Consider the following 26,275-nt stretch of genomic DNA (forward strand, 5'->3'; position numbering starts at 1 on the left):
ATCTCACTGGCCGCGCCCTACCTCACTGGCATGTCAAGCTTTTTATTGTATTTCGCTCTACTTTTAAAGAAAAATTCTTAACTTGGGTGGATTGGCCCAACCGCCCGCCCGCGTCCTGGCGGGCGCGCCGGTGCAGATGGCGGACGCGGGCCAGGCCCAGGCCGCCGGCGCCGCCGCCCGCCGGGATCTGGCCCAGTTCGTCCAGCACAATTTGCAAACCCGCCAAGCCGGCCAGCCGGCCGAGTTCCCGCTCGACATTAACGACATCCAGGATTTGAAGGACGCCAAGATCGGCTACGGCTTCCAGGTCTACACCATTGATCCGAAGGACATTGTCGCCGGACGCGGCGGCTTGAGCAGCATGGCCAAGCCGACCGGGGTCTGGCGTTTCATCATCACCGTGCACGATAAGCCGATTGGCCTGGCCACCGTTGAGCGCAGCGGCGCCGCGTGGGAAACCGTGGCCTACGGCGCCGCCGTGCTGTCCAAGGACGTCGAGGCGCTGATGGCCTTCCACGGCAACGCCGAGCGTTCCAACCTGCGCTTCATCCGCGTTTTCCAGGCCCAGTCGGATTTCCTCGAAGTAGTCTCCGGCAACGACGGCAAAGCCCGCTTCGCGCCACTGCAGTCGGCGCGCGAGTCCCTGCTGTTGCAGCAGCGCGCGCAGAAAAACGGCAAGCCCGCCGGCGATGGGTTGGCCGATCCGGCCGAGTACCTGGAACCCTTGCGCGCCGCGGTCAAATCCAATATGGAAGCCTTCCGCTGATAGCGTCGCCATATCCAGCCATTCTGTCGAACTTCATTCGAGGACAATAAGATGACAAAACTTCCGAGCCGCATCATCGTTGGCGCCGGCTTGCTGTTGGTATTCCAGCTGGCCCACGCCCAAATGCGCACGCTGAACGTTCCATTGGTCACCCAGGAGCATAGTCAATGGTGCTGGGCGGGTTCCAGCAAAGCGGTCTTAAATTTCTACAACAAGACGCCGAGCCAGTGCCAGATCGTCAATTGGGCATATGGTTTGAATTACGCGTGCGGCAATACCAATTTCAATTGGAGTAGTAACGCCAACCAGCCGAATAGTATGTACGGCAGCAACGGCAGCGTGCAAAACATCTTGAACGCCTGGAGCGTGCCGAACACCGCGTATAGCGTTGCCTCGTCATGGAACAGCGTGGTCTCCGACATCAACGCCAATCGGCCGTTCGTGATCCGTTATGGCTGGAGCGGCGGCGGCGGGCATATTATGGTGGGCCGCGGCTATGAAACGGCGAACGGCACCAACTATATCTATATCATGAATCCGTGGCCTGGAGAGGGGCAGACTTATCGCACCTACAATTCGGCGGTGTCGGCTTCCGACCACCAATGGACGCATACCCAGCGCATGAATATCAACGGCTAGGGCGGCCGCGCGCGTAGACAAAATGTGATATTCTTGCCAAGCTTCGCGTCGCTGTGTTGCCACACGACGCAAAAAGCCAACGGCTAAAAAACCGCGGTCAGGCCCTGAGTCTGGGGGCGGCTTTTTCGCATCAGCCACCTCACCCTTATCCTGCTACGCGACATATATATGAGCCATACGCACCTGAACATAACAGCCGCCGGCTTGCCGCAAGCGTGGAAATCGACGGTGCTGTCGCGCGTCGGCGGCGCCAATTTGAAAGTGCTGCGCATGGATGGCACGGCCTATCCCGACGAGGCGCATGATTATCCCGAGGGATTGCTGGTGATCGACGGCCAGCTTAACCTGACCATCGACGACAAGCTGGTCGTGGTGCGCGCCGGCGAGCTGTTCGTGGTGCCGGCCGGCGTCGCGCACGCGGTCGCACCGGGCAGCGCCGGCACGCTGATGATTGTTGACATTTGAGGGCCAGGCGGCGTTGCCCGCCATTTCAGTTGAATTGTTTTTATAGTATTTTTCGCGCCGGCGCCGGCGTCGGTATCCTGTTGGCGCGCTGGGCGCTTTTATCGCGGCTTTACTTTTCTTTGAGGAGAATTGCATGATTATTGATCATATCGGCATTGGTTTGAGCGACTACGAAGCAGGCAAGACCTTCTTCGCCGCGGCGCTGGCGCCGTTGGGCATCGGGCTGATCATGGAAATCCATGGCAACGCCGGCTACGGCAGCGGCGGCAAGCCGGAGTTCTGGTTTTCCCAGGGGACGGCGCCGGCGCGCATGCACATCGCTTTCGTGGCCGAAAACCGCCAGCAGGTCAGGGACTTTTACCAGGCCGCGCTGGCCGCCGGCGCGCAAGACAATGGCGCGCCCGGCATCCGCGAGATTTACCATCCGCATTACTACGGCGCCTTCGTCACCGGCCCGGACGGGCTGAATATCGAAGCCGTCTGCCACGCGCCCGAAGCCTGATTTCAGCGCTTCGGCGGCGCTATGTTTGTTGTCCGCTTTGCCGCCGCCGCCCGCCGAGCGGCGCGCCGCCCGGCGGGCAATCGCTTACTTTTCCTCTCGGAAAACCTCCTCGGCAGCGTTCGATGTCCGCCTGACGCACGTTTGATTCAGATCATATCCGGCCGTTCTCGCTAACGTAGTCTTGTGTCTCGTGCCGCAGACGCGTCGTTCAACGGACCAAAGACGACGCTGTTTTCACGGCGCGCAAGCTCGGCAACGCGACCTTCGACAATTTCCGATCGTCTTGCTTGTCTCGCAGTACTGCTAAAAACCCTCCATTTACTGATTTTTTTTATGAGGCATTTATGTATCCATTTAATCGTACCTCCGCCGGTCCAGCCGCCAAAACCCACCTGGAAGCGCAGCTGTCTTTTTTTAATGCCATGTCCAAATCGTTGTTCCGCTCGGCCCAGCAGTTCACCGATCTGAACATGCAGCTGGCGCAGACCATGCTGGAAGAATCGACCAACGCCAGCCATGAAATGATCACCGCCGACCAGCCAACGGAAGCGTTCAACGCCGCCGCCGCGCATGCCCAACCGGCAGCCGGCAAAATCCGCGCTTACCAGCAGCATATTTCCCGCCTGGCCGCCGATACCCAGGTGGACCTGGCCAAAGTGGCCGAAGAGCATGTATCGGAAACCAGCCGCACGGCCAAAGCACTGGCCGACGAAGTCGCCCGCGTCGCATCGGAAGAGACAGAAAAAAGCATGCGCAACCAACAGGACGCGATGAAGAAATTCGCCGATCCGTTTGAGCAGTTCGCCGACGGCATGCAGCAACGCCAGTCGCGCGGCGCCGAAATGCGCGGCAGCGAAAGCCTGCAGAGTGCCGGTATGGAAGGCCGTGAAGGCCAGGGTTCCATGCAGGGCAGTTCCAGCAGCGCCCAGCAAGCAGCTCAGCACAGCGCAAGCCAGGCGGGCAAACAGCCGGGCGGCGCCGGCGCTCGCAAGGAGTAATAACGCAGGCGCCAACGGCCAGCCATGGCCGAAGCGCCGGCAGTAAGTAATGACGTGGCAGTATCGCGCCCGGCCCATTTCGGCCGGGCGTTTTGCGTTGAATCGCCATCGCATCCATTGGCTCCCGGCCGGTGCGGAACTGGCGCCGGCCGGCGGCATCCAATCTACTTGCTTGTCGTCGTCGCGGGTGTCGCACGCGATACGGCGCCGCCCCGCAAGACGGCAAGTGTGCGGTCCAGCGTCATCAATGCGCTGGGTGCCTTACCAATCACGCCGCATTTGAGGGAGATTTGAACCATGAAAGCGAAATATGGATATTTAATGGCGTGCGCTTTGGCCTGCGCCGCGGCGCTGGCCCAGGAACCGGCGCGCAACACCAGTTCCGGCACCGCCTACGACAGCACCCCGGCCGTTGACGCGGCGGTCCAACTGGCGCCAAAAACCGAAAACGGCATTACCTACCTCTGCGGCGGCATCGGCTCCACCGAGGCCGCGCAAATGAAGCGCGACGCCGGCAACTACCATCTCATGCTGACCTTTGCCGAGAACACCGGCGCCTACCTGGCCGCCGTCGACGTCAGCATTGCCGACACGCGTGGCAACGAGCTGCTGCGCACCAGCTGCGACGCGCCCATCATGCTGGTGAATTTCCCGAAGGCGGGCGGCTACCGGGTGCGCGCCGAGGTCGACGGGCATCCGGTGAACCGGCTTGTCAGGGTCGGCCGCCGCGGGCACAGCTCGGTGGCGATGGTGTGGCCGCGCCGCCTGCTCGAACGGCCGCCGACGGTTAACCTGCAGGGCTCGGTGACGCCGTAGCCAGGTTTGCTAGGTCGGGTTGGCGCACAGCGCGTAACCCGACTGGCGTCGGCGCCGGCTCGGCGTCGGATGACGCGTTCCGCCAAACCGACCTATAACAGCCATGTCCGCGCCGTTTCGATGATCCGCTCCGACAACCGGCGCGTCAGCGGCGTCTGAATGTCCCAGGCGTGCCAGACCAGCGCCACGTCGAGGCCATCGCCCGGCGTCACGTCCACCAGCGTGCCGGCGGCCAACTCTGCGCGAACTTGCAGCACCGGCACCATGCCGTAGGCCACGCCCGCTTCGATGAAGCGCACGAACGCCTCGGACGAGGCCAGCGAATGGTGAGGATAGCGCAGCGCCGCGCCCAGCCGGTGCTGCACGTAACGCTCCAGCAGCGCGTCGCGCTGGTTGAACACCAGCGCCGGCGCGCGCGCCACCGCGTCGGCGGTAAAGCCGCCGCCAAACCAGCGCGCGGCGAATGCCGGCGCCGCCACGCAGATGTAGCGCATCACCCCTAGCGGCGTCGAAATCGTGCCGGCCACCTGGGCCGTCTCGCTCGTCACGCAGGCGAACACGCGGCCCTCGCGCAACTGGCTCAGGGTGTGGTCTTGGTCGTCGAGGTGGATGTTGAGCAGGCAGGACGGCGGCGTCAGCAACGGTTGCAACGCCTCCAATACCCAGGTCGCGGCGCTGTCGGCGTTGACCGCGATGGCCAGCGCCGGCAGTTGCGCGCCTTGGCCGGGTTCGTCGTCGAGCGCCGCCTCCAGCAGCTTGACTTGGCGGAAGTGGGCAATCAGGCGCTGCCCGGCGGCGGTCGCCTGCGGCGGCTGGCTGCGCACGACCAGCAGCGTCCCGGCGCTGTTTTCCAGCGTGCGTAGCCGTTGCGACACGGCGGGCTGGCTGATCGCCAGCGCCGCCGCGGCCTTCTCGAAACTGCCGTGGCCAATCACGGCGTCGAGCGCAGCCAGCGCCCGGTAGTCGACTGCTCTCATAAGTAACTCTTATGTATGGTAAATAATATTCATTATACTTATATTGTCCGCCGCCTTATGCTGGCCTCCATTCAAACCAAGGGGGCGACATGGACGCAGCGGTATTTTTCAAGGGAATGGGCTTGGGTGCCAGCCTGATCATCGCCATCGGCACGCAAAACGCCTTCTTGCTCAAGCAAGGTTTGCAGCGCCATTACGTCTTTACCTGCACCTGCATTTGCATCGCCTGCGACGTCGTGTTGATCGCCGCGGGCGTCGCCGGCATGGGCAGCCTGATCACGGGCGCCCCTTCCCTGCTGTTGTGGATCAAGCTGGCCGGCGCGCTGTTCCTGCTGGGCTACGCCTTGCGCGCGGCCCGCGCCGCCTGGCGCCCGGCGGCGCTGGTCCTCGGCTCGGAGAGGGCGCCGGCCAGTTATATGGCCGTGATCGGCACCACGTTCGCCTTGACGCTGTTGAACCCGCACGTCTATCTCGACACCGTCGTGCTGCTCGGCGCCATCGGCGGCCAGCAGGCCGGCGCCGGGCGCTATTACTTCGGCGCCGGGGCCATGCTGGCGTCGGCGCTCTGGTTCGCCAGCCTCGGCTATGGCGCGCGCTTCCTGGCGCCGCTGTTCGCCAAGCCGCTGGCCTGGCGCGTCTTGGACGGCGTGATCGCTGTCGTCATGTGCGCGATCGCCGTGTCTTTGCTTTTATAGCAGGCGGCACTCGGGCGTACCCGCCGATGGCGCTTCGCGCACTTTCCTGTAACATGCGGGCTTCTTTTCATCCGAGGCTAGCCATGCAGTTATTGCTTCTCATTCCGGCATTTTTGACGATCTATTTCGTGTTCAAGAGCCGGCCGGCGTCGAAGCCGGGCGCCTTCGCCACGCCATCCGGCGTAGCATATTCTCTGGTCTTGCCGGCCGCGGCGCCCGCCTGCCATTGGCGGGACGGCGGCCGCTACAACACCGAGGTCGTAGTCGAGTCGGCCTTCCAGGGCGTCATTCGCGCACTGGCCGGCGAGCATGGCGCCGACAAGGCCAACGTGCCATACCAGGCCGTGCTGGTGCCGGACGACCTTAACCCCTACGACGACAAGGCCGTCACGGTCTTCCTCGGCGGCACGGTGGTCGGCCACCTGGCGCAGGAAGACGCGCTGAACCTGCGCCGCAAACTGGGCCGCGGCGGCATCGCCGACGCGCCTACCTCGTGCGACGCGATGGTGCGCGGCGGCGGCCTGTGGCAGGGCAAGCGCCTGACGTACAGCGTCGTGCTGGATATCCCATCGTTCGATTAAGGACTGCGCCATGAATCCACCCACCTCCACTTCGCCCGAGTCGCTGCACATCGTCTGCCCGCATTGCGACGCGGTGAACCGGCTGCCGGCCGCCAAATTGAACCAGCAGCCGACCTGCGGCAAGTGCCAGAAAGACCTGTTCAGCGGCCAGCCGGTCGATTTGCCCAGCGCGCGCTTCCTGAAACACATCGAGCGTAACGACATTCCTGTGCTGGTTGATTTCTGGGCGCCGTGGTGCGGCCCGTGCCGCTCGATGGCGCCGTTCTACGCCCAAGCCGCGCAGGGCCTGGAGCCGCAGTTCCGCGTCGTCAAGGTCAACACCGAAGAGGCGCAGGACCTTGGCGCGCGATTCGCGATCCGCAGCATTCCGACGCTGGCGCTGTTTCGCAACGGGCGCGAAGTGGCGCGCCAGCCGGGCGCGATGGACGCCAACAATATCATGGCGTGGGCGCGCAACAGCGCCCGGCTGGGCTGAACGGTGCGCGCGGCGATGCAGACCATCGGATTAATCGGCGGCATTGGCTGGGCCTCCACGGCCGAATACTATCGGCTCATTAACGAGCGCATCGGCGCGCGCCTGGGCGTTGCGCACAGCGCCAGGATCATCCTGTTCAGCCTTGACCAGTTCGACTTCACGGCGCGCGCGGCGCAGGCCGATCCGGCGTCGATTCACGACTTTCTCGTGGAGGAGGGCGTGCGCCTGAAGGCCGCCGGAGCCGATTTCTTCCTGTTCTGCGCCAACGGCGTACACCGCTTCGCCGACAATGTGATACCGCGCATCGGCCTGCCCTTCGTCAGCATCGTCGAGGCGACCGCGACGCGGGTGCAGGCGTCGCAATTGAAGAAGGTCGGGCTGCTGGGCGTGAAGCAGACCATGGCCGGGCGTTTCTACCACGACCGGCTCGAAGCGTGCGGCGTGCAGACCTTGACGCCGCCGCCGCGGGACCAGGAGTTGATCCATGAAATCATTTATAGCGAGCTGGTTCACAACCGCATGAGCGCGGAGAGTCGCGCGGTCTTCGTGCGCATCGTCAAGGACCTGGAAAACGCCGGCGCCGGCGGCGTCATCCTCGGGTGCACCGAGATCCCTTTGTTGATCGGCCAGCGCGACGTCGACATCCCCGTCTTCAACACCACCGAGATCCATTGCGAAGCGGCGGTGGCGTTGGCGCTGAATTCATTCACACCAAGGGCGTAACCCCGGGGGCCGGCCTGAAGGTCCGACCCCGGCTCTTTGCCTTTGGTTTCAACGGCGCTCGCGGCGCCTTCGCCGGGCTATTCGCAGTGCCGCTCCAGCCACCGGGCGATGCCGGCCAGGCTGCGGAAGTCGGCCGTCGAGCGGCAGGCGATGCCGGGATGGCGCGTCTGTAGCATGCGCGACAGCGCCGCGCCCGGTCCCAGTTCCAGCGCGACGCCGATGCCGGCCTCGGCGCAGGCGTCCATGCACTCCGTCCAGACAATGTGCTCGGCCAGTTGGCGCGACAGGTGTTCGACCGCGCCGGCCTTGCCGACGACGCAGCAGGCGGCGATGCCCGACAGCACCGGCGCCTGCTGCGCGCCGAAGCCGGTGGCGCGCAGCGCGGCGGCGAACGGCGCCACGGCTTGCGCCATGTACGGCGTGTGGGCGGCGACGTCGACCGGCAGCCGGTGGAGCCGGCCGCCGGCCGCGGCGACGCCCGCCGTCAGCGCCGCCAACGCCGCCGCCGGTCCGCCGGCAACGCAGCTGTCTTCACCCGTCTCGATCGCCACGTGGTACAGGTCGCCGGCCAGCAGTTCGCGCACGCGCTGCAGGCGCAGGCCGGAAATGGCGGCCAGCGCCTGCCCCGGGTGGTGCTCCAGGCAGGCGTCCATCAGCGCCGCGCGCGCCTGCGCCAGCGCCACCGCGTCGTCCGGCGCCAGCGCGCCCGCGACGCCGTAGGCGGTCAGCTCGCCGACGCTGTAGCCGGCCACCAGCGCCGGCGCCGGCGCCGGCGCGACGCCGCGGATCGCTTGCCACAGCGCCAGGCCGGCCGCGACGATCTGCGGCTGGGCGACGCGGTTGGCGAACAGCTGCGCCGGCTCGGCCGGCGCGGCGATACGCTCGAGCAGCGCGGCGGCGCCCGCGTGCGTGCGCGCCAGGTCGAACATGCCGGCGTGCTGGCCGCCCTGGCCGGGGCAAAGGATCAACAGGCGCCGGCTCATGCGCCCTCGCGCGCGACGGCGGCGTGCACCAGGCAGGTCGCCGCCAGCAAATCGGCGGCGCCGCCCGGCGACAGTTTATGGCGCACGAACAGGCGGTGGCAAGCCATCGCCTGGGCCTGCCATTCCGGCTGGGCGGTGCCGCCCAGCGCCAGGAAGCGCCGCGCCTGCAGGCGGACGGTGCGGGCGCCGTTGGCGCCGCCGCGGTGGAACACGTTGGTGTCGCTGATGTGCGCCATCAGCGCGAACAGCGCGTCGACGCGGGCGTGGCGCAGGCCGCGCCCGGCCTGCAGCGTGTGGCGCAGCGCCGGCAGGGCCACCTCGAACACCGACGGCAAGCCGAGCGCGCCTTCCTCGCGCGCGCCGGCCGCCGCGTGCAGCGCCGCCACCCGCAGGCCGTGCGTGGGCGCCTCGGCCGGCGCCGGCCGGGTGTGCGCGGCCAGTTCCAGGCCCCAGCGCAGCAGCAGGATGGCGCGCAGCGCCTCGGCCGACACCTCGACCCGGTGCGCGCGCGCCTGGCCGATCGCCGCGCACAGCAGGCCCAGGCTGAAGATGGCGCCGCGGTGGGTGTTGACGCCGCCGGTGGCGCGCATCATGCGCAGCTCGGCCTCGACGCCGAGCCGCTTCAGCGTGGCGAAGGGGGCGTCGTCGATGCCGGCCTGGCAGATCAGCGCGAAGTAGTGGCGCAGCGAGAACAGGCTGCGCATGAAGGTCGCCGCCGTCATGTCGTCGTGGCTGCCGCTGTCGACCAGCGACACCAGCCCCGGTTTCGGGTGCAGCGCCAGTTCGGCGTGCAGCGCGCCCACCGCCAGGCGCGCCGTGTCGACGCAGAAGGCGCGGTTCTGCCGCGCCGCCAACGCCAAGGCCAGCGGCGGCGGCGGCCGGGCGCCGGCGCCGCGGGCGCGCCGCGTCGGCGCTTGCATCAGGGCGCCCTCAGCGTGGCCAGCAGCGCGTTGGTCGAGCTCAGGCGCACCGCGTCCGCCGCCTTGACCAGCACGCGCGCGTGGCCGGCTTCGGCCGCGCGCCATTCCCTCCAGGCCACCGCGGCGCCGTTCGGGAAGACGATTTCGCCGTCCAGCGCCGGCGCCGCGTCAAAGCGTTCCAGCAGCGCCAGGCCGGCGCGCAACTGCTGCGCGGTGGCGGGGTACAGCAGCAGGTCGATGTCGGAGCCGGGCCGCAGGTAGGCCAGCCCGGTCAGCGCCTGCATTGCGGCCGAGCCGTAGACGCGCAGTTCGAGGCCGACGCTGGCGTCGCGCAGGCGCGCCAGCGCGCCGCCCCACGGCTGCGGCAGCGACGCCAGCGCCGCCTTCAGCGGCAGCGGCGGCGCGCTCCTGGCGACGTAGTCCGCCGGCACGCGCAGCGCGAAGCGGCGCCTGGCGCCGCTGGCCGGGTCCGGCGGCGAGGGCAGGCCCAGGCAAACCTGATCGACGTCGGCGTCGGGGTCGTGGCGGCGCGCCACCAGCGGCCAGTCGGCGTCGCGCCAGCGCTCCAGCGCCTCGGCGTGTCCGTCCGCGACGGCGGCCGCGCGCGCCGCTTGCCAGCCCGGCGCCGACAACCAGACCAGGCTATGCCGCGCGAACATGGTCGCCATGGAGGATCGCCTCGATCACCGGCTGCGCCAGCTTGCGTCCGCCGCGCGCCTGCCCGAGCGCGGCGCGGCTGTCGCCCGGATAGTCCGGCGCCAGCGCCTGCGCCAGCCGCGCCGCCAGGTCGCCGTCCCAGATCGCCTCCAGCGCGCCCATGCGCAGGTAGTTTTCCGGCCCCGGCGCGAACACCGGGTTGTCCCTGGCCAGCTCCTGCAGGCGCTGCTCCGGCACCTTGGTGATGCGCGCCATCGCCGCCAGCCCCATCACGCGGATGCTGGCGCCGGGCAGCGCGTAGCAGGCGTCGGCCATCATGCCGCTGCTGATAAAACCGCCCGACAGCGCCTGGTCGTACACCAGGCCGATGACCTTGTGGCCCTGGCGGCGCGCCAGGTCGACGCACTTGGCCAGGTGCGCCATGTAGCTATTGATGCCCAACATTTCGTCGCGGTGGCGCAGGCGCTGGCCCTGGGTGTCGACCAGCAGCAGGATGGCGCGGCGCGGCTGCTCGCGCACCACGCGCAGCACCGCGCGCGCCTGCGCCAGCGCGATCTCGACGCCGATCGGCGCGTGGCCGGTGGTGCCGATGACCTCGACGGTGTCGGCGCCGACCCGCGCGGCGCCGCACAGGAAGTCGTCCCGTTCGGTGATGGAGTGGCCGAGCGGGAACAGGGCCGCCGCCAGTGTTTGCCAATGCATTATCTCGCTCCCAGACGGTGGGCGTCGGCGGCGGCGACGAAACTGTCGATGTCCAGCATGGGGATGCCGGCCGCGTCCGCGATGCCCAGTGTAGCCCAAATATCGGCGGGCTCATGCAGCGTGCCGAACGCCGCGATGCGCGCCGCCAGCATCCGCTGCTCCGCCTCCAGCGCCGCCAGCGTCAACTCCACCGCTTGATGGCGCGCCGCCGCCAGCGCCGCGATCGCCGCCTGGCGGAACGCCGCCAGCGTGTCGGCGACGATGCCCTGGCAGTCGCCCATCAGATAGCGGTGCTTGCCGCCGCAGGTGCGCCATACCAGCGCGCGGTCGCGCGCGTCGTACTCCTCGACGCCGGCGGCCGTTTCGATCACCTCCGGGCCGGACATCGCCAGCCGGCCTTCCTCCGACATGAGCACCGCGTTGGCGCAGCGCGCGACGATGCCCATGCCGCCGAAGGCGCCGTTGGCGCCGCCGACCAGCGCGATCACCGGGATGCCGGCGGCGCGCACGTCGAGCAGCGCGCGCATCACCTCGGAGAGCGCGACCAGGCCGGCGTTGGCCTCGTGCAGGCGCACGCCGCCGGACTCCAGCAGCAGCAGCACGGCGCTGGCGCGCTCGGCCACGGCCAGGCGCAGCATGCCGGTCAGCTTGGCGCCGTGCACCTCGCCGACCGCGCCGCCCATGAAGCCGCCTTCCTGCGCCGCCGCGAACACCGCGGCGCCGTCCAGCCGCGCGCGGCCGACCGCGACGCCGTCGTCGAACGCCGCCGGCAGGTTCAGCTGCGCCAGGTGCGGGCTGACGACGCGTTGCGCCGGCGGCAGCAGTTCCTCGAAGCTGCCGGCGTCGAACAGGCGGCGCAGGCGCTGGCGCGCGTTGGCTTCCAGATAGCTGCTCATGGCGCCTCGCCGAGCATGCTTTCGACGGCCTGGTCCAGGCGCAGGCTGACCACCGCCGGCGTCGCGCCGACGTCGTTGATGGCGATGCGCACGTCGGCCAGCTGCCAGCGCTGGTGGAAGTCGCCCAGCACCGCCGCCCAGATGACGCCGAAGCCGACCGCCGCCGTGTTGACCTCGACGCAGCAGGCGCCGTCCAGCGGCGCCGGCTCGATTAGCACCTCCAGGTTGCCGGAGCCGGCCACGCCGACCAACTGCGCCTGCGTTGGCAGCGCGCGGCTGCCGTGTTCAAAACGGTACCTCAGGTTTTCCATCAAAAATCTCCTCAATTGCGTTGGCCGCGCGAGGGCGGCGGCTTCGGCGTGGTGCCTACCAATTCCTGAACCGCTTCGGCGGGTTGTACAAACCGCCCGAGGCGCGCACCAGGTCCTTCATGGTTTTCGCTGCCAGCAAATCGCGCGTGGCCAGGCGCTTGTCGACGCCGATATCCTCGGGCCGGACGATGACGCCGCGGTCGCGCAGGTTCTCCACCACGCGCTTGTCGCGCGCCATGCCGACCGGGGTGTAGCCGGCCACGCCGCGGACGGCCTGCTCGCGCTCCTCCTCGCCGCGGCACAGCAGCAGGTTGGCGATGCCTTCCTCGGTCAAAATGTGGGTGACGTCGTCGCCGTAAATCATCACCGGCGGGATCGCCATGTCGGCCTGCTCGGCCAGCTCCCAGGCGTCGAGCCGCTCGACGAAGGCCGGCTGCATGTGCTCGCGGAAGGTCTCGACGATCTGTACCACCAGCTTCCGCCCGCGCGGCATGGCGTTGCCGCCGGCGCGCGCCTGTTGGCCGGCCTTCAGCCAGGCCGGGCTGGCGTGGCGCCGGCCGCGCGCGTCCGCGCCCATGTTGGGCGCGCCGCCGAAGCCGGCGATGCGGCCCGCCGTCGCGGTCGAGGAATTGCCCTGCAAATCGATCTGCAGGGTCGAGCCGATGAACATGTCGCAGGCGTAGTGGCCGGCGGCCTGGGCCAGCGCGCGGTTGCTGCGCATCGAGCCGTCCGGCCCGACCGAAAACACGTCCGGCCGGGCGCGTATGTAGTCCTCCATGCCCAGCTCCGAGCCGAACGAATACACCGACTCGACGAAACCCGACTCGATCGCCGGTATCAGCGCCGGGTGCGGGTTCAGCGCCCAGTGCCGGGCGATCCTGCCCTTCAGCCCGAGGTCGGTGGCGTAGGTCGGCAGCTGCAGCTCGATGGCGGCGGTGTCGAAGCCGATGCCGTGGTTCAGGCGCTCGACCTGGTACTCGGCGTAGATGCCCTTGATGGCCAGCATCGCCATCAGCACCTGGATCTCCGAGATCTGCGCCGGGTCGCGCGTGAACAGCGGCTCGATGTAATACGGCTTGGGCGACTGCACCACGAAGTCGACCCAGTCGCCCGGAATGTCGACCCGCGGCAGCGTCTCGACGATGCGGTTCACCTGGACGATGACGAGGCCGTTCTTGAAGGCGGTGGCCTCGACGATGGCCGGCGTGTCCTCGGTGTTCGGGCCGGTGTACAGGTTGCCGTGGCGGTCGGCCGCCTCGGCCGCGACCAGGCACACGCGCGGCGCCAGGTCGATGAAGTAACGGCTGAACAGCTCCAGGTAGGTGTGGATCGCGCCGATATTGAGCTTGCCGGCGGCGACCAGCTTGGCGACCCGCCCGGCCTGCGGCCCGGAGAAGGAAAAATCGAGGCGCTCGGCGACGCCGCGCTCGAACACGTCGAGGTGTTCGGGCAGGGCCAGCACCGACAGCAGCATGTGCAGGCCGTTGATGCGCGCCGGGTCGAGGCCGGCCAGCGCCTGGCCGAGGAAGTCGGCCTGCTTCTGGTTGTTACCCTCCAGGCAAACCCGGTCGCCGCATTCGAGCACCGCGTGCAGCAGGTCCCTGACGCGCGCGGCCGGCAGCGCCTTGCCGTCCAGCGACTCGCCGAGCGCGGCGCGGGCGCGCTCCAGGCGCTGGCCGCGGTTCGCTTGCAGCGTGTTCCAAACCCGAGGCGACGAATGCATGTACTTCACTCCCATGATGGTTGCCGGCTGAACGGCCGGCACGGCCATCAGGATAATCGAAAGCGGCGGCGGAAAGAAGGCGAACACGAGCCCGCCAATTTGAACGGCGTCAAATAGAGCGGCATCGGGCGGAAATCCTTCGCTTCGTTAGCGAACAAAGGTATTTTTGGCATCGGTGTAGTATGGGGCGCCTCGTGTACTCGCCCGCGGCGAATCGAAAAAAGGAACCATATGGCATACCAAAGCATCAATCCATTCAACGGCAAAACGCTCGAATCCTTCCCTGAATGTTCCCCGGCGCAGCTGGAGGAAAATCTGGCGCGCGCCGCCGCCTGCTTCGCGGCCTGGCGCGGCACCGGCTTCGCCGAGCGCGCCGCCGTGCTGCATCGCGCCGCCGCCCTGATGCGCGAACGGCGCGAGCAACTGGCCGGCCTGATCACGCTGGAGATGGGTAAGTTGATCGCCCAAAGCCGCGGCGAAGTCGACATCAGCGCCGCCATCCTCGACTACTACGCGCAGCACGCCGAGCGCTTCCTGGCGCCGGAGTCGCTGCCGACCGAAAAAGGCGAGGCGCTGGTCGAAAGCAGCCCGGTTGGCGTGTTGTTCGGCGTCGAACCGTGGAATTTCCCCTACTACCAGATCGCCCGTTTCGCCGCGCCCAATCTGATGGCCGGCAACGTGGTGATGGTCAAGCACGCCTCCAACGTGCCGCAATGCGCGCTGGCCTTCGAGCGCCTGATGGCCGACGCCGGCCTGCCGCCGGGCGGCTACACGAACCTGTTCATTTCGAAGGACCAGGTGGCGCAGGTCATCGACGACGAGCGCATCCGCGGCGTGGCGCTGACCGGCAGCGAGGCGGCCGGCGCCGTCGTAGCGGCACGGGCGGGGCGGAACCTGAAAAAATCGACGATGGAATTGGGCGGCAACGACGCCTTCATCGTGCTCGAAGACGCCGACCTGGCGCTGGCGGTCAAGCAGGCCGTGGCCGGGCGCATGGGCAATTCCGGCCAGACTTGCACGGCGTCGAAGCGCTTCATCGTCGTCGAGGCGCTGGCCGACCGCTTCCTTGAACAATTCCAGGCCGCGCTGGCGAAATTCACGCCGGGCGATCCGATGGACGAGAAAACCACGCTGGCGCCGTTGTCGTCGCCGGCCGCGTTGGAAAACCTGCTCGACCAGGTGCAGCGCGCGGTGGCCAAGGGCGCCCGCGTGGTGCTCGGCGGCGCCCGCCTGGACCACTCCGGCGCCTTCATGCAGCCGACCATCCTGACCGATATCGACGAGGCCAATCCGGCATACAAGGAAGAGTTGTTCGGACCGGTGGCGCTGTTCTTCCGCGTCGCCGACGAGAACGCGGCGGTGGCGCTGGCCAACGATTCGCCGTTCGGCCTGGGCGGATCGGTGTTTTCGCAGGATATCGAGCGCGCCAAGCGGGTCGCGCGGCGCATCGATACCGGCATGGTCTTCATCAACCGCGCCGCGTCGTCGGCGCCGGACCTGCCGTTCGGCGGCGTCAAGAATTCCGGCTACGGCCGCGAGCTGTCGTCGGCCGGCATCCAGGAGTTCGTCAACAAAAAGCTGATCCGCGTGTCGTAGGGTCGGGGCCGGCGATGAAGACCGTCCTGGTACTCGCCCGATGCGCCAACCCGACCAACATTGGCGGTATTCGCGTCAGCCCGGCTTGGCCATCTGTTGCAGCGCGTCGCCGGTGACGCGGCAGATGCGCCACTCCGGCAGCAGTTCGGCGCCCATGCCGGTGTAGAGCTTGATCGCGTTGACGTTCCAGTCCAGCACGGTCCACTCGAAGCGGCCGCACTGGCGTTCCAGCGCCAGTTGCGCCAGCGCCACCATCATCTTGCTACCGTAGCCGTGGCCGCGGTGCGCCTGGCGCACGTACAGGTCTTCCAGGTACAGGCCCTTGCGCGTCAGGAAGGTCGAGAAGTTGTGGAAGAACAGGGCGAACGTGACGACCTCGCCGTTCGCCACGCCGATGATGGCTTCGCACGCGGGTTTGGCGCCGAACAGGCCTTCGTGCAGCATCGCTTCGGTGGCCACCACCTGGTGTTCGAGCTTTTCAAACACGGCCAGTTCGAGGATCATGGCGTGGATGTGGGCGACGTCGGATGGCTCGGCGGGGCGGATGGAAAATGCGTTGGTCGTGTTCATGGTGCTTTCGTGATGGGTGGGTAAGCTTGTTTGGGGCGGTGTTGTGCGCGCCGACGGGCATGGGTTTTCGCGGGCGCGGCGGCGCGCTGGAGTTACTGCTTGATCGACGCCTGCGGCTCGATGTGCTTTTCCATGAACACGCTCAAAGGGTCGAGCGCGTAGCCGCCGAACGGGCCGCGTTCGACATAGCCGAGGCGGGCGTACAGTCCCAGCGCCTCCGGGTTTTTGATGCCGGTTTCCAGCCGCGCGGTGCGCACGCCGATGGCCTGCATGTGCAGTTCCAGCGCCGCCATGATGGCTTTCGACAGACCGAGGCCGCGGTGTTCGGCGGCGACGAAGACGCGCTTGAGTTCGGCGCAACGGCTGTCGTCCGGCTGCACCTTGACCGCGCCGCAGGCGACCAGCTCGTCGCCGACGTAGCCGCCGAAAAAGGCCACGCCGGGCGCCTGCAGCGCGGCGACGCCGTCCAGGTGGTTGCTTTCCGCCGGGTAGAGGCTGTTCATGAGTTCGTCGGACAGCGCGATCAGGCGCCGCGCCGCGGCGTTGTCGGGGTTGATACGTTCAATTTTTACGGATGGGGTAGGGGCCATGCGGTTCCTCATATGACGTGAGCGGGCAGCGCCAGTGGCTGCGCCTGCAAGTCTATTATAAAAACCGCCACCGTGATGGTCTACCGCAACTGCGGCAGCCATTTTCAGATTCGCCTGCCCGGCGCGCGCGGCTCAGGTGGCGAAATCGGTCAGCGTGCCGCCCAGGAAGCGGCCGATGAACTCGGCTTCGTGCATGTCGCGCCAGCAGGCGTAGACGTTCTCGAAGGCGTCCTGGCCGGACCGGCGGATGCGCTTGAGGAACTGCACCCGAACCGGGGTATCGGGCAGATTGTCGCAGGGGAAATCTGCGCGCGCCTGGTCGGTGAAGACGGCGGTTTTGTAGAGTTGCGCGGTGGCGGTGTCGGTCACGATGCTGGCCCTTCTGTACTGGAGAAGCCGGCAATGTAACAATTTTTACGCCGCCATGTCGCACAAATAGGCCGGTCCGCGCGCGCCGCTAGAGTGTGGTCGGAGGAAGGCGGTTCAGGCCCGCTCGGACGGATGCAGGAAGTGGATGACGTTGCCGGGCGCCGGGTCCGGCGCCAGCAACGACTCCAGCGTCACTTTGTCGAGCACCGCCAGGTAGGCCTGGGTGGCCTGGGCCAGCGCCGACTTCAGCTTGCAGTTCGGCGTCAGCGGGCAGGTGTTGTTGGCGCGGTCGAAGCACTCGGCCATGAAGAAGTCGCTTTCGGTTTCGCGCACCACCGCGCCGATGTTGATGTCGGCCGGCTCGCGCTTGAGGCGCAGCCCGCCGTTGCGCCCGCGCACCGTCTCGACGATGCCCGACAGGCCCAGCTGGTACACCACCTTCATCAAGTGGTTCTTCGAGATCGTGTGCAAATCGGCGATGTCCTGAATCGTCACGAGCCGGTCCCGGTTGACGCCCAGGTACATCAGCGTGCGCAGGGTGTAGTCGGTGTAGGTGGTCAGTCGCATCAATCAAGTCCGTGTGTATATGGCGTGCCGGCCGCAAAATGGCGGCTAAGCCGACATTTTACTTGATGCCGCACACCGTGTAGTGGCGTTGGCAATATGTATTGCCGAAGGGAATCGAATCGCGGCGCCGCCCTCAATCCATCCCCAGCAAGATATCGCGCACCCGCCCCAGCGCGACGTCAATGTCGAGCAGGTCGATGGCGCCGTAGCCGATTACCAGCCCCTGCCGCGGCGGCGTGTCGTGGTAGAACTGCGCCAGCGGATACAGGCCGACGTCGGCGCGGCGCGCGAGGCGCACCAGCAGCGCGACGTCGAGCGGCGCGTGGCACAGCGCCGCCACGTGGAAGCCGGCCGTCGCCGGCACCAGCGTGAACCACGGCGCCAGCGCGCCGTCGAACCACTGTCGCAGCCGCTCGCGGCGGGCGGCGTAAATCGCGTGGCAGCGGCGGATATGCCTGAGCAGGTGGCCGTCGTCGATGAACTTGGCCAGCGCGTGCTGCGCCATGCTGGCGCAGTGCCAGTCGCCGACGTGCTTGACCTTCAGCGCCGCCGGCATCAGCGCCTCCGGCAGCACCGCGTAGCCGAGCCTGAGTTCGGGCAGCAAGACCTTGGAAAAACTGCCGACAAAGGCGACGATGCCGTGCCGGTCCAGGCTTTGCAGGGAATCGGCCGGCCGGCCCTCGTAGCGGAACGCGCTGTCGTAGTCGTCCTCGACGACGATGGCGCCAATCTCTCTCGCGCGCGCCAGCAGCGCGTGGCGGCGCGCCAGGCTCATCTGCATGCCGAGCGGGAACTGGTGGGTCGGCGTCACATAGATCAGGCTGACGCCGCGCGGAATGCGCTCGACCAGCAGACCTTCCTCGTCGACCGGCACGCCGACCACGCGCGCGCCGTGGCTGGCGAACAGCAGCCGCGCCATCGGATAGCCGGGCTCCTCGACGGCGACGCTGCTGCCCGGTTCGAGCAGCAGCCGCGCCAGCAGGTCGAGCGCCTGCTGGGTGCCGTTCGTCACCAGCACCTGCGCCGCCGTGCACACCAGGCCGCGGCTGAAGGCGGCGTGGCGCGCGATGGCCTGGCGCAGCGCCGGCACGCCCTCGGTGGCGCCGTAACGCCCGCGCGTCTGGACGTCCTGGCGCAGCGCGTGCAGCACGCAGCGGCGCCACTCGTCCTGTGGAAAATGGCCCGGCGTGGTGCGCCCGCCGAGAAACTCGTAGCGCGCGCTGCCCTGCTCGGCGGCGTGCAGCAGCGGCGTCGCCATCCGCTGCCATTTGCGCAGCACGGCGGCGCCGGCCAACGCGGCGGCGGGCCGCGCCTGCGCGCGCGGCGCCGGCGGCGCGCAGACGTAACTGCCAACGCCGACCCGGCCCACCAGCAGGCGCTCCAGCGTCAGGCGGGCGTAGGCGTGCGCGACGGTCTTGCGCGACAGGCCCAATTGCTGCGCCAGCAGGCGCGACGGCGGAATCTGCTGGCCGTCGGCCAGGCGCCCGGAGCGGATCGCCAGCTCCAACTGGCGGAACAACTGGCCGGCCAGATCGCGGCCGCCCTCTATAACGATATGCAACTCCATGCCCGCCACCCCATTATTTGTATTGTTTTGCACAGCCTGCCTGCATTCGGCCGGATTGGCAACCCGCGGCGGCGTTGGCGTGGCTGAAAACGGCCGCATTGGCCTCCTCGCGCAAGGTCCGCGCCGCCTACAATGAACGCCTTCATTCACAACAAGGAAAAGCACAATGGAACCAAGAGCAGACTTCTACACCGCCTCCGCCGAAGCGATGAAAGCGATGATTGCCTTTGAAATGGCGGTCGGCAAACTGGGCCTGGAGCACTCGCTGCTCGAACTGATCAAACTGCGCGCCTCGCAAATCAACGGCTGCGGCTACTGCGTCGACATGCACGCGGCGGACGCGCGCAAGGCCGGCGAAACCGAGCGGCGCCTGCACGCCGTCGTGGCGTGGCGCGAAACGCCGTTCTTCAGCGAGCGCGAGCGGGCCGCGCTGGCATGGACCGAAGCGCTGACCCGGCTATCGGACACCCAGGCGCCGGACGCCGACTACGCCGCGCTGGCCGCGCAATTCAGCGAAAAGGAAATGGTCGACGTCACCATGGCCATCAACACCATCAACAGCTGGAACCGCCTGGCGCTGGGCTTCCGCAAACTGCCGACCCTGTAACGCCAGCGATTCTACAACCCCAGAGGTTGTTGCGTGCGTCAGCGTACCGACCGCGCGCGGGCGCGGCCTTAGGCTGGCGTTTTATTGCTGCGGGAGTCGATGATGCAAAACGAAGAGCAGCGGCGCCAGTTCGTCAATGAGCTGTGGCGTCGCTTCGAGGAGGTGCAGCAGTGGGCCGTCGAGCATTGGCCGGATGCCGAGCGGCCTTTGTCGTCGGCCGATTTCGTCGAGGCGCGCAAGGAAATCCTGGCGCTGGGCACGATGACGAGCGAGTTGAACCGGCAGGCGCCTGAGCCGGAGGACGGCGGCCCGCAGTATGTCGATGTGACGCCGGCGCCCTGGCCCTGAGCGCTGCCTAAGCCTGGGCGGGCGCGCCGTTCGTGCGGGAGCCTGCCTGCACCGCCAGCCAGCTCGCCAGGCTGAGCACCAGCCCGGCCATGACGCCGTAGGCCAGGTTCAGCGCGCTGTCGAAGAGCAGCGGCGCCACCAGGCCGGAGACCAGCGCGAACAGCAGCATTTGAATGAACGATTGCATCGACGAGGCCAGCCCGCTGTTGTTGGGGAAATAGTCGAGCGCCATCAGCGTCATCGGCGGCATCGCGGCGGCCAGCGCGAACGAGTACAGGAACAGCGGCAGCACGGCCCATGGCACCTCGGCGGCGAAGTAATAGTTGTAGCCGATGTTGGCCAGGGCCGCGGCCAGCATCAGGACGTAGCCGCTCCACACTAGTTGCTGCTGCGTGTAGCGGTGGGCGAACTTCGCCGACAGCGCCGAGCCAACCACCATGCCGCTGATCAAGGGGATGAAGAGCCAGGCGAAGGCGGTTTCCGGCAGGTGCAGGATGTTGATGACGAAGTAGGCCGCCGAGCCGATGTACAGGGCGAAGCCGCCGAAGCTCAGGCCGACGGCGACCGACAGCAGCAGGAATTGGCGGTGGCACAGCACTTTCCAGTAGTTGGCCGCGATGGCGCCGAAGTGGAACGGGTGGCGCTCGCGCGGCGCCAAACTTTCCGGCAGCGCGCGGTAGAACACCACCAGCATCAGCGCGCCGAAGCCGCCGAGGAACCAGAAAATCGAGCGCCAGCCCAGCGACACCTGCAGCCAGCCACCCAGCACCGGGGCGATCGCCGGCGCCAGGCCGAACACCATCATGATGTGCGACAGGATTTTCTGCGCCGCCGCGCCGGAAAAGCGGTCCTGCACGATGGCGCGCCCGACCACCGAGCCGGCCCCCGCCGACAGGCCCTGCAGCACGCGGCAGGCCAGCAGCCAGCCCAGCGACGGCGCGAGCGCTGCACCGATTGACGCGATGATGTACAGTATCAGGGAGATCAGTATCACCGGACGGCGGCCGAACGAATCGGACAGCGTGCCGTAGAACAGCATCATGAAGGCGAACGTGAACAGGAACACGCTCAGCGTCTGCTGGATCAGCAACGGGCTGGCGGAAAATTCGGCGGCAATCGCGGGGAAGGACGGCAGGTAGGTGTCGATGGCGAGCGGTCCGACCATCGTCAGCCCGGCCAGGATCAGTGTCAGTAAGAGGTTCATTGTTGGTGGCTGGTTCGTTAGCCGGGTATTTTACGCGAGCAAGGGATTTCCTGTCGGCCCAGGTCCGCCGCGCCGCCGCGGCGCGCGCGCGTCGATATGCGAATCGCGCATATCGATCAAGGAAACGCTTCGTTCCGTTTTGCCGCAGAGGTAATTAAGCTGGACCGTCCGTCTTATCGCCGGTGGCGCGTGGCGCCGCCTTTTGCCGCAGCAAGCAAGGGATATACATATGAAACTCGATACCTTTGATCACTCCAGGCCGACGCCGTCGCGCTGGAACCTGGGCGCGATCATCGACGGCTTGCGCATCTCGCGCGAGGCCACGCACAACATCCGCCACCACGGCCGGATCCGCGAACTGCCGTCGCGCGAGGTTCTGACCGGCATCGTCAACGGCCTCTCGGCGGTGCTGTTCCCGACCCATTACGGGCGCCCCAACCTGACCGACGAGAGCATCGACTACTTCGTCGGCGACACGCTCAACACGACGCTGAACCGGCTCACCGAACAAGTCCGGCGCGGGCTGCTGTTCTCGTCGCAGAGCGAGGCGCCGGACGGGCCGAACGACGCCGCGCTGGCCGAGCGCGCCGACGAGATCACGCGCGACTTCGCCGCCGGCCTGCCGGCGATCCGCGCGTTGCTGGTGTCGGACGTGCAGGCCGCCTTCGCCGGCGACCCGGCCGCCACCTCGGTGGCCGAGATCATGCTGTGCTATCCGGGCACCATCGCGATTCTGTACTACCGCCTGGCGCACAGCCTGCACCGGCTGGGCGCGCCGTTCCTGGCGCGCCTGATTTCCGACATCGGCCACTCGCTGACCGGCATCGACATCCACCCCGGCGCGCATATCGGCGCCAGCTTCTTCATCGACCACGGCACCGGGGTGGTAATCGGCGAGACCGCCATCCTGGGCCAGCGCGTGCGCCTGTACCAGGCCGTGACGCTGGGCGCCAAGCGCTTCCCGGCCGACGCCACCGGCGCGCTCGTCAAAGGCATACCGCGCCATCCGATCGTCGAGGACGACGTCGTCATCTACGCCGGCGCGACCATCCTGGGCCGCATCACGATAGGCGCCGGCTCCACCGTCGGCGGCAACGTCTGGCTGACCCAAAGCGTACCGCCGGGCAGCAACGTGTCGCAGGCGCAGATGCGCAACGACGACTGTCCCGAGCTGAAGTTTCGTGAAGCCGCAGCTTTAAAACCAACGGCGTAACCCCGGGGTTTGACCCGAATGCCGCTACGTTAAGAGTTTGTAGGTCGGCTGCGGGGGCCGCCGAGGCAGCGATTCAGCGTTCCGTCGCGACGCGCTTGGTCAACGCGTCGCGCGCGGCCGCGACATATTTGCGGCAAGCCTCAGGATCGACAAACGGATTCTTGCCCGCCTCGCGCGGCTTGGCCTGTTTAGTGAACAGCTCGGCGTCCGTATGCCCGGTCAGCATGATGTCGCAGGGCAGGGCGGCCAGCGTCGCGTAGCTGCGCTGGAAATCTTGCAGCGCGTTCGGATAGTCCTCGCTCGCGCCGAACTTGAAGCCCTTGTGCGAGTAAGGGTTGAGGCTGTCGGCGAATACCACGTTGGCGCAAACCTTGCCCTCGCACGACTTCCAGCTCCAGCTCAAGCCGCCGGGCGAGTGCCCCGGCGTGACATGCGCGGTAACCTCGATGGCGCCGGCCGCGATGGCCTCGCCGTCGTGCGCCAGGCGCATGTCGAGCACCGGCGCGTACGGCGTCGCCGCGCCGTATTGCGGATCGTCCGGCCCGACCTGGCCGGCCGCCAGGGCCAGCGCGGCGGACGGGCTGGCGACCACCAGCGCGCCGCTCAGGCGCTGCAACTCGGCGATACCGCCGGCGTGGTCGAAGTGCGCGTGCGAATTCAAAATCAACTTAATATCGTCGAGCTTGAAACCGAGCGCGCGGATGTTGGCGGCGATCATCGGCGCCGACTGCGGCAGCCCGCCGTCGACCAGCACATGGCCGGACGGCGACGTGATCAGCACCGAGGCGAGGCCCGTGACGCCGACATAGTAAGTGTTACCGAACACCTGGAACGGCTTTTGCGGCGCGTTCCATTGCGCACACAGCTCGCAGGCCGGGGCAGGGTCGGCCCGGCCGTGGGCGCTGGCGAGCAGCGCGGCGGCCAACAAGGCGCCGCGGACAAGGCGAAAACGTGATGAATGGGACATGGCGTGCTTCTCAAAGTTAGCGGTCGGGCCGGGAGTGCCGTATGCTGCCACGGAAGTGTCAATGAAGCAACGGCATAAGCTCACAGGCCAGATTTTGTAGTCGGGTTAGCCCAAGGGACGTAACCCGACTGGCGTCGGCAGCAGCAAACAACTCCCGGTTCGCCCAGGCCTTGTAATCGAACAGTTTGCCCATGAAATCGTTAGCTTGCATAGCATCCCTCTTTGAATAATCGGTAAACGCGTGTGCATCTTAGACTTTTCTGGATGAAATATTCGATCAAAATATAGCTATTTTTAAAAGATATTTTCTGTGACCTATGTCAGGTTGCCAGCCATCGTCGCCGCCAACTGGCGCGCCTCGGCCTTGGCCGCGTCCCTGGCCCCGGCGTCGACATCGCTTTCCACAATGGTTTTCTCGACAATCAGCGCGTGCACGTCGTCGACGCCGACAAAGCGCAGCCACGCCTCGACGTACGGCTTCTGGAAATCGAAGCGCTGCGCCGGCGTGCTCGAACCGGCCGAAAAATCCATTCCGCGGGCGTAGACGACGACGGCGCGCTTATCGCGCAGCAGGCCGCTCAAGCCGGTATCCGGGTCGAAAGAGAACAGGATGTCCTTTTGCGACACCAGGTCGATGAACTGCTTGAGCTTGTACGGAATACTGAAATTCCACAGCGGCACCGACAGCACCAGCACGTCCGCCTCGTGCATGCGCGCGGCCAGCGCGCCCAGCGTAGCCCAGGCGCTTTCCTGCTCCGCGCTCAACGGCGTGCCGCTCAAGCCGGCGTACTTTGCCGCCATCGCGTGCTCGTCGAACTCGGGCAGCGCGCCGTCCCACAGGTCGAGCGTGCTCACCCGCGCGTCGGGGTGCGCCTCGCGGTAGGCTTCAATGTAGGCGAGGGCGACCTCAAGCGACGCCGAGCGCTCTTTACGCGGCGAGCAGGCGATGTGCAGCAATGTGGTCATGCTATTTCCTTGTGGCGTGGTTGGAGAACGCCATTGAAACATAGTCTATTTCAAAATGTAAATTGAGTTATTATCGCCAATTCAGTTCAATTTGAAATATATGTTCGATACCGTCCTGCTCAAAACCTTTGTCGCCGTGGTGGACGAGGCCGGCTTCAGCCGCGCCGCCGAGCGCCTGCACCTGACGCAATCGGCCGTCAGCGGCCACCTGCGCCGGCTTGAAGAACAGGTCGGCAAGCCGCTGCTCAAGCGCACCACGCGCTCGCTCGAACTGAGCGCCGACGGCGCGCGCCTGATCGGCTATGCCCGCGCCATCCTGGCGCTAAACCGCGACGCCGCCGCGCAAATGGCGGGCGCCGACTACCACGGCCGCGCGCGCGTCGGCATCTCCGAGGACTTCGCCGACACCGGCGTGCTGCGCGCGCTGCACGCCTTCGCCGACGAATATCCGGGCATCGAAGTCGAAGTGCAGGTCGGCATACCCGGCGACCTGCTGCGGCAAATGAAGCAGGGCGCGCTGGACATCGTCGTCGGCTCGCAATGCGGCGGGCCGGAGCGGGGCCGCCTGCTGTGGCGCGAGCCGCTGGTGTGGGCGCGCGCGGCGCACGCCAGCGTGACGCTGCCGTCGCCGCTGCCGCTGGCGCTGTTTCCGGAGCCATGCCCGTACCGCGAAGCGGCGCTGGCCAGCCTGGCGCGCTGCGGCATGGCCCAGCGCACCGTCATGGTCTGCAACAGTATCGCCAGCCTGCGCGCGGCGGCGCTGTCCGGCTTCGCCGTGGCGCCGCTGGCCGCCAGCCGCCTGGGCGACGGCCTGGTGGCGCTGAAGGCGGAGCAAGGCTTGCCGCCGCTGCCCGACGTCGAGTTCATGCTGTTCGTCGCCGAGGGCGGCGACCGGGCGATGCTGGCGGCGCTGGCCGAGCGAATCGTTGACAGTTGCCGTCCCCTTGGCGCGATAAATTTGCAATAATGCTGACATCGCCGAATTTGATGATCGCCCAACATGACCCTGTTATCCGTCAATATCAATAAAATCGCCCTGCTGCGCAATTCGCGCGGGCGCAACTTCCCCGACGTGGCGGCGTTCGCCGCGCGCTGCCTCGACCTGGGCGCGCACGGCATCACGCTGCACCCGCGCGAAGACCAGCGCCACGCGCGCTATTCCGACGTCAGAGAACTGGCCGCCCTGTGCGCCGCGCGCGGCTGCGAATTGAACGTCGAAGGCTATCCGTCCGAGCAGTTCCTCGACGTGGTGAAAGCGGTGCGCCCCGCGCAGTGCACGCTGGTGCCGGACGCGCCGGGCCAACTGACCTCCGACCACGGCTGGGATATCGTCAAGAATGCCGAGTTGCTGAGCCGCGTGATCGGCGAGCTGAAGCCGTTGGGCATCCGCACCAGCCTGTTCGTCGACTATGATTATGCGCATTTCGAGGCCGCCGTCGAGGTGGGCGCCGACCGCGTTGAGCTGTACACCGAGCCGTACGCAGAGCACTTCGGCACCGCCGAGGGTGACGCGATCTACGCCGGCTTCGGCCAAGCGGTGGTGCGCGCGACCGCGCTGGGCCTGGGCGTGAACGCCGGCCACGACCTGAACCTGGAGAATCTGCCGCACTTCCTCGCCATTGGCGGCGTGTTGGAAGTGTCAATCGGCCACGCGCTGGTGGCTGAGTGTATCGAATCGGGCATGGAAAAGGTTGTTGGTCGCTACAGCGAGATCGTAGGTGGCCGCTAACGCCCCATTGCGGACGGTCACGGCCGCCATACTTGACGAGGCCGATCAGCCTCGCTACCCCCCTGTGTCAGGATAGATGTCGCGTCACTTGAATCACTTTAAATCTAACCGGGGGCGGAGCAAAGACATTCAGTGAAGCGCTACTCAGCAGAA

At 67.0% G+C, this 26,275-nt stretch carries 32 protein-coding genes; 16 read left to right on the top strand and 16 right to left on the bottom strand.

Translation table 11 applies throughout. The features are described from left to right. The first annotated feature begins 91 nt into the window (after positions 1 to 91). The 6 genes from ACFDR9_RS18425 to ACFDR9_RS18450 all read left to right on the top strand — a co-directional run bounded on the left by ACFDR9_RS18425 (position 92) and on the right by ACFDR9_RS18450 (position 4,186). A complete protein-coding gene (locus ACFDR9_RS18425; RefSeq protein WP_409031935.1) occupies positions 92 to 766 on the top strand; it encodes a hypothetical protein in 675 nt (224 codons plus the stop codon). 51 nt (positions 767 to 817) lie between these two features. Continuing rightward, entirely contained in the window at positions 818 to 1,405 is a 588-nt protein-coding gene (locus tag ACFDR9_RS18430; protein ID WP_017874913.1) for a C39 family peptidase, read from the top strand. A gap of 168 nt (positions 1,406 to 1,573) precedes the next feature. Beyond that, entirely contained in the window at positions 1,574 to 1,870 is a 297-nt protein-coding gene (locus ACFDR9_RS18435; RefSeq protein WP_017874914.1) for a cupin domain-containing protein, read from the top strand. A 133-nt stretch (positions 1,871 to 2,003) separates the two neighbouring features. Further along, positions 2,004 to 2,372 carry a VOC family protein gene (locus ACFDR9_RS18440; RefSeq protein WP_017874915.1) on the top strand — a complete coding sequence of 123 codons (369 nt, stop codon included), beginning with the start codon at positions 2,004 to 2,006 and terminating at the stop codon, positions 2,370 to 2,372. Between the two features lie 344 nt (positions 2,373 to 2,716). Then, positions 2,717 to 3,370: a TIGR01841 family phasin gene (locus ACFDR9_RS18445; protein WP_017874916.1), complete on the top strand. Its 654-nt coding sequence runs from the start codon at positions 2,717 to 2,719 to the stop codon at positions 3,368 to 3,370. Positions 3,371 to 3,691: 321 nt separating this feature from the next. After that, positions 3,692 to 4,186 carry a hypothetical protein gene (locus tag ACFDR9_RS18450; protein WP_409031936.1) on the top strand — a complete coding sequence of 165 codons (495 nt, stop codon included), beginning with the start codon at positions 3,692 to 3,694 and terminating at the stop codon, positions 4,184 to 4,186. 92 nt (positions 4,187 to 4,278) lie between these two features. Here the strand turns inward: ACFDR9_RS18450 and ACFDR9_RS18455 are convergent, their stop codons facing one another. Then, positions 4,279 to 5,163 carry a LysR family transcriptional regulator ArgP gene (locus tag ACFDR9_RS18455; protein ID WP_017874918.1) on the bottom strand — a complete coding sequence of 295 codons (885 nt, stop codon included), beginning with the start codon at positions 5,161 to 5,163 and terminating at the stop codon, positions 4,279 to 4,281. A gap of 89 nt (positions 5,164 to 5,252) precedes the next feature. Here ACFDR9_RS18455 and ACFDR9_RS18460 point away from each other — a divergent pair, with 89 nt between their 5' ends. From ACFDR9_RS18460 to ACFDR9_RS18475, 4 genes are all read left to right on the top strand, one after another. Continuing rightward, on the top strand, positions 5,253 to 5,858 hold the full coding sequence (locus tag ACFDR9_RS18460) for a LysE/ArgO family amino acid transporter (RefSeq protein WP_409031937.1): 606 nt from the start codon (positions 5,253 to 5,255) through the stop codon (positions 5,856 to 5,858). 83 nt (positions 5,859 to 5,941) lie between these two features. Then, complete coding sequence (locus ACFDR9_RS18465; RefSeq protein WP_409031938.1) at positions 5,942 to 6,439, top strand: hypothetical protein; 498 nt, start codon at positions 5,942 to 5,944, stop codon at positions 6,437 to 6,439. A 10-nt stretch (positions 6,440 to 6,449) separates the two neighbouring features. Continuing rightward, complete coding sequence (gene trxC, locus ACFDR9_RS18470) at positions 6,450 to 6,914, top strand: thioredoxin TrxC (RefSeq protein WP_017874921.1); 465 nt, start codon at positions 6,450 to 6,452, stop codon at positions 6,912 to 6,914. Between the two features lie 15 nt (positions 6,915 to 6,929). Beyond that, entirely contained in the window at positions 6,930 to 7,637 is a 708-nt protein-coding gene (locus ACFDR9_RS18475) for an aspartate/glutamate racemase family protein (RefSeq protein ID WP_409031939.1), read from the top strand. Positions 7,638 to 7,714: 77 nt separating this feature from the next. On the opposite strand, the gene ACFDR9_RS18480 is transcribed toward ACFDR9_RS18475, so the two are convergent. From ACFDR9_RS18480 to mdcA, 7 genes are read right to left on the bottom strand one after another with little or no spacing between them, the layout of a single operon-like run. Beyond that, positions 7,715 to 8,620, bottom strand: a complete 906-nt coding sequence (locus tag ACFDR9_RS18480) for an ACP S-malonyltransferase (RefSeq protein WP_409031940.1) — start codon at positions 8,618 to 8,620, stop codon at positions 7,715 to 7,717. Next, the gene (gene mdcB, locus ACFDR9_RS18485; RefSeq protein WP_409031941.1) at positions 8,617 to 9,540 is read right to left on the bottom strand and encodes a triphosphoribosyl-dephospho-CoA synthase MdcB; all 924 of its coding nucleotides are present in this window, start codon (positions 9,538 to 9,540) and stop codon (positions 8,617 to 8,619) included. Before mdcB ends, ACFDR9_RS18480 begins: the two co-directional genes overlap by 4 nt. Then, a complete protein-coding gene (mdcG, locus tag ACFDR9_RS18490; RefSeq protein ID WP_409031942.1) occupies positions 9,540 to 10,208 on the bottom strand; it encodes a malonate decarboxylase holo-[acyl-carrier-protein] synthase in 669 nt (222 codons plus the stop codon). The genes mdcB and mdcG overlap by 1 nt, the downstream gene beginning before the upstream one ends. Further along, positions 10,183 to 10,899, bottom strand: coding sequence for a biotin-independent malonate decarboxylase subunit gamma (mdcE, locus tag ACFDR9_RS18495; RefSeq protein WP_017874926.1), 717 nt, complete (start codon positions 10,897 to 10,899; stop codon positions 10,183 to 10,185). Before mdcE ends, mdcG begins: the two co-directional genes overlap by 26 nt. Then, positions 10,899 to 11,795, bottom strand: coding sequence for a biotin-independent malonate decarboxylase subunit beta (locus ACFDR9_RS18500; RefSeq protein WP_409031943.1), 897 nt, complete (start codon positions 11,793 to 11,795; stop codon positions 10,899 to 10,901). The genes mdcE and ACFDR9_RS18500 overlap by 1 nt, the downstream gene beginning before the upstream one ends. Next, on the bottom strand, positions 11,792 to 12,106 hold the full coding sequence (mdcC, locus tag ACFDR9_RS18505) for a malonate decarboxylase acyl carrier protein (protein WP_409031944.1): 315 nt from the start codon (positions 12,104 to 12,106) through the stop codon (positions 11,792 to 11,794). Before mdcC ends, ACFDR9_RS18500 begins: the two co-directional genes overlap by 4 nt. Positions 12,107 to 12,161: 55 nt before the next feature. Next, positions 12,162 to 13,829 carry a malonate decarboxylase subunit alpha gene (gene mdcA, locus ACFDR9_RS18510; protein ID WP_409031945.1) on the bottom strand — a complete coding sequence of 556 codons (1,668 nt, stop codon included), beginning with the start codon at positions 13,827 to 13,829 and terminating at the stop codon, positions 12,162 to 12,164. A gap of 231 nt (positions 13,830 to 14,060) precedes the next feature. On the opposite strand from mdcA, the gene ACFDR9_RS18515 reads away from it, so the two are divergent. Then, the gene (locus ACFDR9_RS18515; RefSeq protein ID WP_409031946.1) at positions 14,061 to 15,425 is read left to right on the top strand and encodes an NAD-dependent succinate-semialdehyde dehydrogenase; all 1,365 of its coding nucleotides are present in this window, start codon (positions 14,061 to 14,063) and stop codon (positions 15,423 to 15,425) included. Positions 15,426 to 15,500: 75 nt separating this feature from the next. On the opposite strand, the gene ACFDR9_RS18520 is transcribed toward ACFDR9_RS18515, so the two are convergent. From ACFDR9_RS18520 to ACFDR9_RS18540, 5 genes are all read right to left on the bottom strand, one after another. Continuing rightward, entirely contained in the window at positions 15,501 to 15,995 is a 495-nt protein-coding gene (locus ACFDR9_RS18520) for a GNAT family N-acetyltransferase (protein WP_409031947.1), read from the bottom strand. A gap of 92 nt (positions 15,996 to 16,087) precedes the next feature. Beyond that, a complete protein-coding gene (locus ACFDR9_RS18525; RefSeq protein WP_409031948.1) occupies positions 16,088 to 16,585 on the bottom strand; it encodes a GNAT family N-acetyltransferase in 498 nt (165 codons plus the stop codon). Positions 16,586 to 16,717: 132 nt separating this feature from the next. Continuing rightward, on the bottom strand, positions 16,718 to 16,954 hold the full coding sequence (locus ACFDR9_RS18530) for a hypothetical protein (RefSeq protein WP_017874933.1): 237 nt from the start codon (positions 16,952 to 16,954) through the stop codon (positions 16,718 to 16,720). A 114-nt stretch (positions 16,955 to 17,068) separates the two neighbouring features. After that, positions 17,069 to 17,521: an RrF2 family transcriptional regulator gene (locus ACFDR9_RS18535; protein WP_409031949.1), complete on the bottom strand. Its 453-nt coding sequence runs from the start codon at positions 17,519 to 17,521 to the stop codon at positions 17,069 to 17,071. Positions 17,522 to 17,654: 133 nt separating this feature from the next. After that, positions 17,655 to 19,088 (bottom strand): PLP-dependent aminotransferase family protein, encoded by a 1,434-nt coding sequence (locus ACFDR9_RS18540; protein WP_409031955.1) that lies wholly within the window; start codon positions 19,086 to 19,088, stop codon positions 17,655 to 17,657. A gap of 166 nt (positions 19,089 to 19,254) precedes the next feature. On the opposite strand from ACFDR9_RS18540, the gene ACFDR9_RS18545 reads away from it, so the two are divergent. Together ACFDR9_RS18545 and ACFDR9_RS18550 are read left to right on the top strand one after the other, a co-directional pair. Next, positions 19,255 to 19,695: a carboxymuconolactone decarboxylase family protein gene (locus tag ACFDR9_RS18545; protein ID WP_026132454.1), complete on the top strand. Its 441-nt coding sequence runs from the start codon at positions 19,255 to 19,257 to the stop codon at positions 19,693 to 19,695. Between the two features lie 99 nt (positions 19,696 to 19,794). Continuing rightward, positions 19,795 to 20,043 (top strand): hypothetical protein, encoded by a 249-nt coding sequence (locus tag ACFDR9_RS18550; protein WP_409031950.1) that lies wholly within the window; start codon positions 19,795 to 19,797, stop codon positions 20,041 to 20,043. A gap of 7 nt (positions 20,044 to 20,050) precedes the next feature. On the opposite strand, the gene ACFDR9_RS18555 is transcribed toward ACFDR9_RS18550, so the two are convergent. Beyond that, on the bottom strand, positions 20,051 to 21,247 hold the full coding sequence (locus tag ACFDR9_RS18555; protein WP_409031951.1) for a multidrug effflux MFS transporter: 1,197 nt from the start codon (positions 21,245 to 21,247) through the stop codon (positions 20,051 to 20,053). A gap of 229 nt (positions 21,248 to 21,476) precedes the next feature. On the opposite strand from ACFDR9_RS18555, the gene epsC reads away from it, so the two are divergent. Continuing rightward, positions 21,477 to 22,460, top strand: a complete 984-nt coding sequence (gene epsC / locus ACFDR9_RS18560; RefSeq protein ID WP_017874939.1) for a serine O-acetyltransferase EpsC — start codon at positions 21,477 to 21,479, stop codon at positions 22,458 to 22,460. Between the two features lie 73 nt (positions 22,461 to 22,533). On the opposite strand, the gene bla is transcribed toward epsC, so the two are convergent. Beyond that, positions 22,534 to 23,427 carry a subclass B3 metallo-beta-lactamase gene (gene bla, locus ACFDR9_RS18565; RefSeq protein WP_409031952.1) on the bottom strand — a complete coding sequence of 298 codons (894 nt, stop codon included), beginning with the start codon at positions 23,425 to 23,427 and terminating at the stop codon, positions 22,534 to 22,536. 315 nt (positions 23,428 to 23,742) lie between these two features. Next, the gene (locus tag ACFDR9_RS18570; protein ID WP_409031953.1) at positions 23,743 to 24,393 is read right to left on the bottom strand and encodes an FMN-dependent NADH-azoreductase; all 651 of its coding nucleotides are present in this window, start codon (positions 24,391 to 24,393) and stop codon (positions 23,743 to 23,745) included. 100 nt (positions 24,394 to 24,493) lie between these two features. Here ACFDR9_RS18570 and ACFDR9_RS18575 point away from each other — a divergent pair, with 100 nt between their 5' ends. Together ACFDR9_RS18575 and ACFDR9_RS18580 are read left to right on the top strand one after the other, a co-directional pair. After that, the gene (locus ACFDR9_RS18575) at positions 24,494 to 25,360 is read left to right on the top strand and encodes a LysR family transcriptional regulator (protein ID WP_409031954.1); all 867 of its coding nucleotides are present in this window, start codon (positions 24,494 to 24,496) and stop codon (positions 25,358 to 25,360) included. Positions 25,361 to 25,393: 33 nt separating this feature from the next. After that, positions 25,394 to 26,122, top strand: a complete 729-nt coding sequence (locus ACFDR9_RS18580; protein WP_017874944.1) for a pyridoxine 5'-phosphate synthase — start codon at positions 25,394 to 25,396, stop codon at positions 26,120 to 26,122. The last annotated feature ends 153 nt before the right edge of the window (positions 26,123 to 26,275 follow it).

This window comes from Janthinobacterium sp. CG_23.3, from assembly GCF_046115965.1.
GTDB lineage: Bacteria > Pseudomonadota > Gammaproteobacteria > Burkholderiales > Burkholderiaceae_D > Janthinobacterium.